The organism is Paenibacillus sp. P4_A7 (assembly GCF_056402455.1).
Map to the genome: position 1 here is coordinate 1 of NZ_JBFUHJ010000220.1, position 8,725 is coordinate 8,725.

The following is an 8,725-nucleotide window of genomic DNA, read 5'->3' on the forward strand; positions in this document are numbered from 1 at the left end:
TATACGATCTCCCAAAAATCATGCTTCTCGCCGTCGTAGCGAAAGGTTTTGGACAACTCGATGTAAAAACAGGTGACAAGGCTGAGAACGCTTACTTTTTCTTCTAGTCGGTAATGTTTCCAGTTCATATTTTATCATCCTTCTTCCCTATCCTCTAGCTTCAGGCGTGAGGGCCAGCGAGCCGCGAGCAATTKAGCTACGATAAGAGTGTAAATTTTCCGGCCTAAAATGTAAATAGTTATGCAAAAAGAACGTTTCGTAATCTAAATTCTAATTCGGTCATGGGACTTATAATATAATATGTCTACAAAAATTTTGAAATCGGTGCGATTCATTCAATTGGGGAATGGTGATGAGGAAAGATTGAGAAAACCTTCTTAAGGAGGAGCCAAACATGGGGATTTTACGGTTTGTTGTAGTGGGTACAGGCTGGGTAGCTGGAGAATATTTGAAAGCGATTGCAGCAAGACCAGATGCCGAGGTTGTAACCGTAGTGAGCCAGAATATCGAGCATGCCAAAAGCAAGCTGGCCGAGCTTGGAATTCAAGCAAACGTAACTGGAAATTACGAGGAAGCCATTAAAGCATCCAATGTAGATGCGGTTGTGTTATGCTCCACACCAGATCTTCGTCCTGAACAAGCGATAATTGCAGCACGATATGGCAAGCATCTGGTACTTGAGAAGCCGCTGGCAATGGATAGAGCAGGACTGCACGATATGGCTGAGTCATTGGAAAAGAATCCTGTACGCACTGCTGTTAGCTTCGTATTACGTTGGAATCCTTCATTTATGAACACAAAAGCTTTGATTGAGGACGATGCAATCGGTCGAATCTATATGGCTCAAATCGATTATTGGCACCATGTTGGCCCTCAATACGGTCAATACCGCTGGAGTAAGACGAAGGCTCGTGGAGGCAGCAGTATGCTATCCGCAGGCTGTCATGCGCTTGATGCGGTCCGCTATTTTGCCGGAGAGATCACTGAGGTTACTGCCTATAGCTGTAGTACATGGGCCGATTCTGAATATGAATTCGATCCGAATGTGATTGCCATCCTTAAGCTAAAGAATGGAGGCATTGGGAAGGTATCGTCCTCTCTGGAATGCAAAACTCCTTATAAGTTCAATGTGCATTTACTCGGAGAAAAGGGGGCAATTATGAATAATCAGCTCTTCACGCACAAGCTGCCTGGACAAACTGATTACGCCGTAATACCGACTATTCTGCCCGACAGCGGCGATGTGTCCCATCACCCTTTTGTAGAGGAGATCGATGACTTCATACGGGCTGTACAAACTGGTTCAGCCACTCGATGTGAGTTTCTAGATGCGTACAAAACAATGGAAATCAGCTTCGCGATTGACGAATCGATTGCTTCTGGAAAGAGCATATCCCTTTTAAATAATTGAATAAAGTAGTACATAAAACGAAGATAAAGTAGATTAGGAAGGCAGGAGTAAATGAGATGACAGTTAAAATTGGTATGATTGGTGCTGGAGGTATGGCCCAGCATCACTTAGCAGGGTTTCAAAAGATTGCTCAGGCTGAAGTCATAAGTGTCTTTGACGTAAACCACGACGCTGCTAAGTCAATGGCGGATAAGGTCGGCGCGAGAGTTGCAGATAGCGTGGAGGATCTGCTTAATCCAGAGGAAATCGATGCGGTATTTATTTGTTCCCCGCAGTTCGCCAGAGACAACTTGGAGGAGCAGGCAGCAAACAAAGGGATTCATCTGTTTGTAGAGAAACCGCTCGGGCTGGAGCTGTCGACTGTAAAGCGAAAGGAGCAGGCCATTCGTGATTCGGGCGTAATCCACTCTGTTGGCTATTGTCTTCGTTATTTCGATACGGTACAGCAGGCAAAAACATATTTGGATGGGAAAACGATTCATCTGGTTCAAGCATACCGCTTCGGAGGTGCTCATCCTGCCCCTTGGTGGAGACAACAGCATATGTCCGGCGGGCATCTGGCCGATGCAGTGACTCATCAGGTGGACATGATACGTTTCTTAGCAGGCGAATACCGCAGCGTTTCAGCGATGTTCGGCCATAATTCCATTCAAGGGGTTTACCCGGATTCTACAATCCCGGATGGGGGTGCTGTGTCCTTCACACTTGACTCGGGTGCTGTAGGCACCATTACTGAATCCTGTGTATCACCCCATCACAGCTTATCTGAGATCAAATTTTTCGGTTCCGATTTTTTTGTAGAGCTCGGCGGCAATGGCCAGGTTCTCACTATTATAGACAAAGACCAGAAGATCACCATTACTTCCAGAAAAGATCCAACGTTTGAGCAGGATAAAGCTTTTATTGAAGCTGTAGCCTCCTTTTCCAAAAGTAGCATTTTATGCCCGTATGATGACGGAATGAAGACTCTTGCATTTACAATAGCTGCTTACAAGTCGGCAGAGGAACGCAAGACGATTGAGCTTGGTAGTTTAGATTAATACTGAACGATTGCAACTCCCTCTAGAATTGCCAAATGGAAGAAAGAACAATGTAATAGCTATTATCCGTAAAATGAAAGCTGCCGAGAAAGTCCGTGATAATGCGGGCTTTCTTTTTTTTGCATAAGAGACTTCCTATTCCTAATAAGCACCGCTATATGTCCAACGCACTTAAAATCCATCGGATGAGCAGAGCTGCTCGTGAAAATCAAAACTACCAATATTTTAACGGCGAATGATAGTCGGGAGTTTGATAAGATTAGAAGATTAGATTATTTAGGGGGAGCCTCGTGAAACGCAGAATAAGTAGAGTGGTTGTTGCAGTAATTGTCTGGATATGTGCAACAAGTATAAGCCTTCAGCCTGCCATCGCTGAAAGCACACAGCCACAAGGCGAATTATCCAATGGCAGCGCCACAAGTGGACAGTCTCTAGGTGATATATCCTACACTAACGCCAGAAGCCTGCTACCTTTTGACGATATATCCAATAGCTACGCTAAAAATGAAATTATAGATTTATATAATAGAAATATTTTGAAGGGGACATCAGCTCGAAGCTTCTCTCCTGCTCAAGCGATTACACGTGCGGAATTCGTTACCGTGCTGGATCGCTTACTTGTGCTTGAGCCGACTGCAAGTCCAGTTTCTCCATTTACTGATGTAGCGAAGAGTGCTTGGTACTATGGATGGATTCAAGCAGCAGTGCAGTTAGGCTTGGCGGATGGGAAAACGGAGAGTACCTTCGCTCCAGAAAAGTCGATTACTAGGCAGGAGGCCGCTATATTAATATCGCGTGCATTAAAACAATCGAGCGTTGCAAGCGGAGCCGTTCTCGGATTCAATGATGCCGCCCTTATTGCAGATTGGGCTAGCCCTTATGTAATTACTGTCAATAAGCTTGGTCTTATGAAGGGTGATAATAACGGAAATTTTCGCCCGAGTGAACCAATAACGAGACAAGAGACCGCGGTCTTGATAGATCGAGTGCTGCAAAACAAAAGCTGGGCTGCTGAGCTTGAATCCGAAACAAAGGAGCTTATATATTTAGGCTGGCAGTATGGTCAAACGAATGTGCAATACGCAAACAATGTTTTGCAATCGAATGTAAATACATTATCTCCTCGGTGGTACTACTTAGAAAAGACTGGTGCTATATCGGATTACACCGATCAGTCACTCGTCACATGGGCGAAGAACAATAACAAAAAGATTTGGGCTATGGTAGGTAATCGTTCCGATCAAGAAGCTACTCATCAAATGTTGTCCAATACAGCCGCAATAAATACAAGCATCAATCAATTAATAGCATTAGTAAAAAAATACGATTTAGATGGGCTTAATATCGACTTTGAAAATGTAGCTCCGGAGGATCGTGCAGGCTTGACTGCATTTATTACCGGTTTAGCTAACAAAATGCATCTATTAAATGCTGTGCTTTCAATAGATGTTTCTCCGGATAAAGGAACGGATTGGACGGAGGCATTCGATTATGAAGCGCTTGGTAGGCAAGTGGATTATATAGTAATGATGGGATACGATGAGCATTATGGAGGCAGCAAATATCCAGGCTCCATAGCTTCGCTGCCATATGTCGAGATGGCTCTAAATCGTCTTATAGAGGTTGTACCAAGCAAAAAAGTTGTTTTAGCTCTTCCTTTTTATAATCGAGATTGGACGCTAAACAAGGATGGGACCGTCTCGACTTCATCATTCATTTCGTTTACCGAGCAAAATCGACTTCTTAACACGTATTTCCTCTTGCCTCGTTGGGAAGGGACAGTCGCACAGTATACGGTCAGTTACATGAAAAATGGGCTGCGGCATAAAATATGGCTAGAAGATGGGCGCTCGATAGCTGCTAAATACAAATCGGCGGCAAATAAGAACGTTGCAGGCTTTGCCTACTGGTATATGGGTGGCGAGAGTCCTGACGTCTGGACGAGCTTAAGTAATGCTGAGAGATTTTATAACTATTCATTTTAATACAGAGAAGTAAATTAGATGCTAATCAAGATCAGAATTAATAATCGGAATATTGTATATATACTTTAATTAAGTAAGTGACGATGATATACTAAAGCTATCATTTTTTTTGAAAAATTAGCTTTATTGGGAGGTACTTATAATGAATGAACAGCCAAAGATTTATAAGCGCAGCATTAAAAGAGTTCGTACAGCAGAAATTAATTACATTAGCGATATACACAAAAATAGCTTTATTTTGGAAAATGGCCGTTATGAGGAGCATGATCCGTTTCTTATATTGGCGGAAGACTGGTTTCAGAAGGGAGCTTTCGATAACCATCCTCACAGAGGGATGGAGACCGTTACGTATGTAATCGATGGAAAGCTTGAGCATTACGATAATTCGAGCGAGCAGAAGGGTGAACTTCACTCGGGTGATGCACAATGGATGACTGCAGGTAGAGGCGTCATTCATAACGAGGAGCCAGCAGAGGGCGAAACGGTTCATTTGCTCCAGCTGTGGGTGAACCTTCCGGCTGCCGACAAAATGGCGGAACCTCGATATCAGAACCTGCGAGGCGCAGATATGCCGATCCGTACGGAGGATAATGCTGTAATCCGAGTTTATTCTGGCTCGTCAGGCGGCGTTCAATCGAACACTAAAAATTATGTGCCCATTACAATGGTTGAATTCACAATCGAGCCTGGTGTTACGGTTAAGCAGGATCTGCCAAGCTCGTATAATGGCTTCCTATATGTCATTAAAGGCGATGGACAATTCGGCAGTGAGCATACGAAGGCCAGGCAAAGACAAGTATTATTCCTCAGCCGAGAGGAAGAAGGCAGTGAGTCAAGTGAGGTAGAGATAACAGCGATATCGAGGCTGAGAGTGCTGTTATATGCGGGTCAACCGCTTCATGAGCCAATTGTTGCTCGCGGGCCTTTTGTAATGAACACGGAAAGACAAATCTTAGAAGCCTACTCTGACTATCGGAATGGCAAGTTTGTGTAATTGCTAACTTACATGTTGAGTAGAGATGCCCGCTAAAAGGGGCAGGCCTTGATTAAGAGGCCTGCTCCTTTTTTTGTTTCAATTCAACGAGCAGCGCATGGAGCTGTTCGGTCGCGAGCCCGTGCAGCACAAGTCGAAATCCGGCTTTAAGTGTAGTCAGTGGCACCATCGGGTGCTTGTTGTTAATGAGCGCGAGCCGCTCGTTATTACCGATTACTTTGGAAGCGAGTATGCCGATTGTTTCATCCAGCTGTAAGGAATTGGTAGCACGCCAAAAGTCGTTATCCGTCAAAAATAGCTGATAGATAGGCGTGAAGCATTCAATTGCCGTAGTCAGGTCAAGAAAGTTGGTCCAACGCCGCGGCATTTGTTCAATTGGCAGAGGAGTTGCTGTTATGGCATCGAAATTCAACTGCTCTTGTTTCGTTATCTCAATTTGTTTGACTCGAATCTCACGATTTAGATTAATAACGAAATTATACAAATTAAGATCATGTATGAGAAATAAGTCGTTCTTCACGGGCTCGAGGTTAGTCGGTTTCAGCGGATTCATCTCGATTTCTACGCCGTTCACATTATCGCGAATGAATTGCAATATTTCGGAGCCCAAATAGAAGTGTCGCAAAATCATAAAGTTAGCACTCGGGCTAACAAATGTCTTCATTCCCCAATACAACACTCGGTGCAGTAGTTTGGAAGAAGTGAAGGCTTTAGGGATGATGATTTTATAAATCTGAAACAGGATGATCATCATACGTGCGAATGGTCTTAGTATCGGAAGCAGAAATTGCCGAGATTTGCTGGAGCAGTCCTTGAGGTAAGCTGCCTTCGCCTCCTCGTTAAAGGGAATGCTCTGATCCATAAAAATCGCGAGGAATGGATTAKGGTCGTTTTTGTCATGCTTCATATTTTCAAAATATTCAGCTTCACTCATACGTTACCGAGCTCCTCTAATTGCAGAAGGTACAGCCTTGCTGTTGTTTTGGCTGTTTTTACGATTCGTGCGGCGATGTCTGCTGTGAGCATCGGATGCTGAATGACCGCTTCTAGCCGTTCGAAATGCTTTTCGTCGGAGTCACTATGATAGAGCAGGAAGGATACCTGTTCATCATTGAGCCCAAGCTGGTCTCGAATCATTTCTCCCCAATATCGTGCCATACGGCATCCAAGACCTTCAATAATCCACATGGCACCGATTAAATCGACAGGATTATCTCGGCTCGCTCGCTGGAACAAGTAGGACGAGAGCGCTTCGCTGCCAATATTTTTGTCGCCGGATTGAATCGTTGAAAGATCTCCGCCGACAGCGACGTAATTCCGCTCAAGCATTTGATAATCACGATGCTCATCACGAGCATGCGAGATGAATGCTGATCGAAGATCAATATGCTCGATTGCAATGTAGGAGGCTGCACGTGCAATCCATTGTGAGCCGTCGATGACCTGCTGTCGAATGTTCTCCATTAGAGCTTTATAATCGTCCAGTGTAAATTTGTTCCGATAAAGGTTGTGAATGACTGGAACATGAGCGAGCTTTTGCTCAAAATCAATCCATATCTGGACGAGCTGCCTCACAAGCAGGGCTTGTACCGCATCCTCTTTGTTATATTCCAAATGAGGCGCTTCGGGGTCCCTCTCTTCAATTAACTGTATCGACTCCTTCTCCTCTTCGCCGACTACGGTGAGCAGCATATAGGAGGTTTGAAATCTGCCGCTTTCCGGCACCATACATAACACTTGTTCACCAGAGGAAAGTTGGCCTTCGTTCAAGAGCTCCTCCAGCATAATGTAGATAGAAGCAGCACCGGTATTGCCTTTCGTGTACAAATTAGTGAACCATTTATCTTCAGGAATTGATAGACCCCCGAGCTGTAAGAGACGGAAGATTTCACTGCGGAAAAAATGAGACGAATAATGGCATACCATCCAATCGATAGCCGCAGGATCGACTTTCCCTTCATCCACTAGCTCAAAGAATCGATTCACGCCCACCCTAGGCATTTCATTTACGAGTTTAATGTCCTGCTTTAGATTAACTGCACCGTCATCTGCCGCCTCGTGAATGGAGCTATAGTCCAGCCAGCTGGAAGGGCTGCCTTCATCTTTATTTAGACCGGCATACATACAGACATCGTATTTATTAGCGTACGATTTATTGTCGATCCACTCGATGCGGAGTGACAAGCCTCTTGAGGCCGGCTTGTTCTGAAGTACCGCAGCACCAGCCCCATCGGAGAGCATAAACCGCAGGAAATCAGTTTCAAATGAGATAGGACGATCAGCAAAAGCGGCTTGCGCTTCGAAGCGTGTATGCTTGAATACGCGGCTCGGAAATTCGCTGGCGCAAGAGACTGCTGTATCGTTCTCACCGGATTGCACATGCAGATAAGCATTTTTAAGGGCTTGCATGCCGCTTGCGCATACGCCATGATGGGTTGCAATCTCCATGACAGGCAAGCCGGTTTCAGCATGCACCATACTGGCGAAACCTGGCACAAGCAGGTCGCCCTGAGTCGTTCCTGCCGCGAGAAACTCAACCTTATCCTCCAGCGCGTCTTGATTGCGATCTAGTGCTTCACGAATGGCGAGGCTTGCCATTTCTGCATTCGAATATAAGCTATTTTGTTCTTTGTCGATCGCGTAGTGACGGTAAAGGATTTTGTTTTGTTCGAGAATGCGGCGCATCGATTTTGAATGCTTCCCCCCGATTTTACCGAGGTAATCTTCTATTTCATCGTTGCCAACAGCCGATCCAGGGAGAAACTTACCAATGCTTGTTATGTAGACAGATTTCATGAAGTACCTCCAAAAGTAGAATTGTATACATGTAATGATAGTTGGTGCTGGGGTTCATGCCTAGTACTACTATTTATTGGTACCGGAAAATGGGAATTCCATATTGAAGAATAAGGAAAAGTCACACTTGAGACGAGACTATTCTCGATAGTTTACTGACGCTGCCGAATATGACGCAGTCGCATGCAAAGACTATTCTTGGTTGCTTCTTGTTTTCGAAGGAGGATGTATTTAAGCATATCGGGACTCTAAGTATGGGTGAGAAATGTAGAGTAGCTTTTTTGAAGCTTTTTTTCGGGAAGGCAAACTTGCTGGTGCTCGATGAGCCGACGGATTATTTAGACGTAACTACGCGGGAACGGGTGGAGGAGGCATTGCTACAATATCCGGGTGCGGTTCTTCTGGTGACGCATGATCGTTATTTGATCCAAAAAGCGGCCAATCAACTGCTTATTATGACTCGGGAAAATGATCCTGTATTATTTCATGGGACGTATGC

At 44.7% G+C, this 8,725-nt stretch carries 6 protein-coding genes and 1 pseudogene; 5 read left to right on the top strand and 2 right to left on the bottom strand.

Annotated features, from left to right (window positions below):
• Positions 1–394 precede the first annotated feature (394 nt).
• From AC1DWN_RS21255 to AC1DWN_RS21270, 4 genes are all read left to right on the top strand, one after another.
• Entirely contained in the window at positions 395–1,411 is a 1,017-nt protein-coding gene (locus AC1DWN_RS21255; protein ID WP_477560901.1) for a Gfo/Idh/MocA family protein, read from the top strand.
• Positions 1,412–1,467: 56 nt separating this feature from the next.
• Entirely contained in the window at positions 1,468–2,451 is a 984-nt protein-coding gene (locus AC1DWN_RS21260; protein ID WP_477560902.1) for a Gfo/Idh/MocA family protein, read from the top strand.
• A 290-nt stretch (positions 2,452–2,741) separates the two neighbouring features.
• Positions 2,742–4,436 (top strand): S-layer homology domain-containing protein, encoded by a 1,695-nt coding sequence (locus AC1DWN_RS21265; protein ID WP_477560903.1) that lies wholly within the window; start codon positions 2,742–2,744, stop codon positions 4,434–4,436.
• 142 nt (positions 4,437–4,578) lie between these two features.
• Positions 4,579–5,430 carry a pirin family protein gene (locus tag AC1DWN_RS21270; RefSeq protein WP_477560904.1) on the top strand — a complete coding sequence of 284 codons (852 nt, stop codon included), beginning with the start codon at positions 4,579–4,581 and terminating at the stop codon, positions 5,428–5,430.
• Between the two features lie 52 nt (positions 5,431–5,482).
• Here AC1DWN_RS21270 and AC1DWN_RS21275 read toward each other — a convergent pair whose 3' ends face one another.
• Both AC1DWN_RS21275 and AC1DWN_RS21280 read right to left on the bottom strand, forming a co-directional pair.
• A complete protein-coding gene (locus tag AC1DWN_RS21275; RefSeq protein ID WP_477560905.1) occupies positions 5,483–6,364 on the bottom strand; it encodes a DUF6999 family protein in 882 nt (293 codons plus the stop codon).
• Entirely contained in the window at positions 6,361–8,226 is a 1,866-nt protein-coding gene (locus AC1DWN_RS21280; protein ID WP_477560906.1) for a 3-oxoacyl-[acyl-carrier-protein] synthase III C-terminal domain-containing protein, read from the bottom strand. Before AC1DWN_RS21280 ends, AC1DWN_RS21275 begins: the two co-directional genes overlap by 4 nt.
• A gap of 131 nt (positions 8,227–8,357) precedes the next feature.
• Between AC1DWN_RS21280 and AC1DWN_RS21285 the strand changes: the two are divergent.
• A pseudogene (locus AC1DWN_RS21285) lies at positions 8,358–8,725 on the top strand (ATP-binding cassette domain-containing protein); the annotation flags it as partial.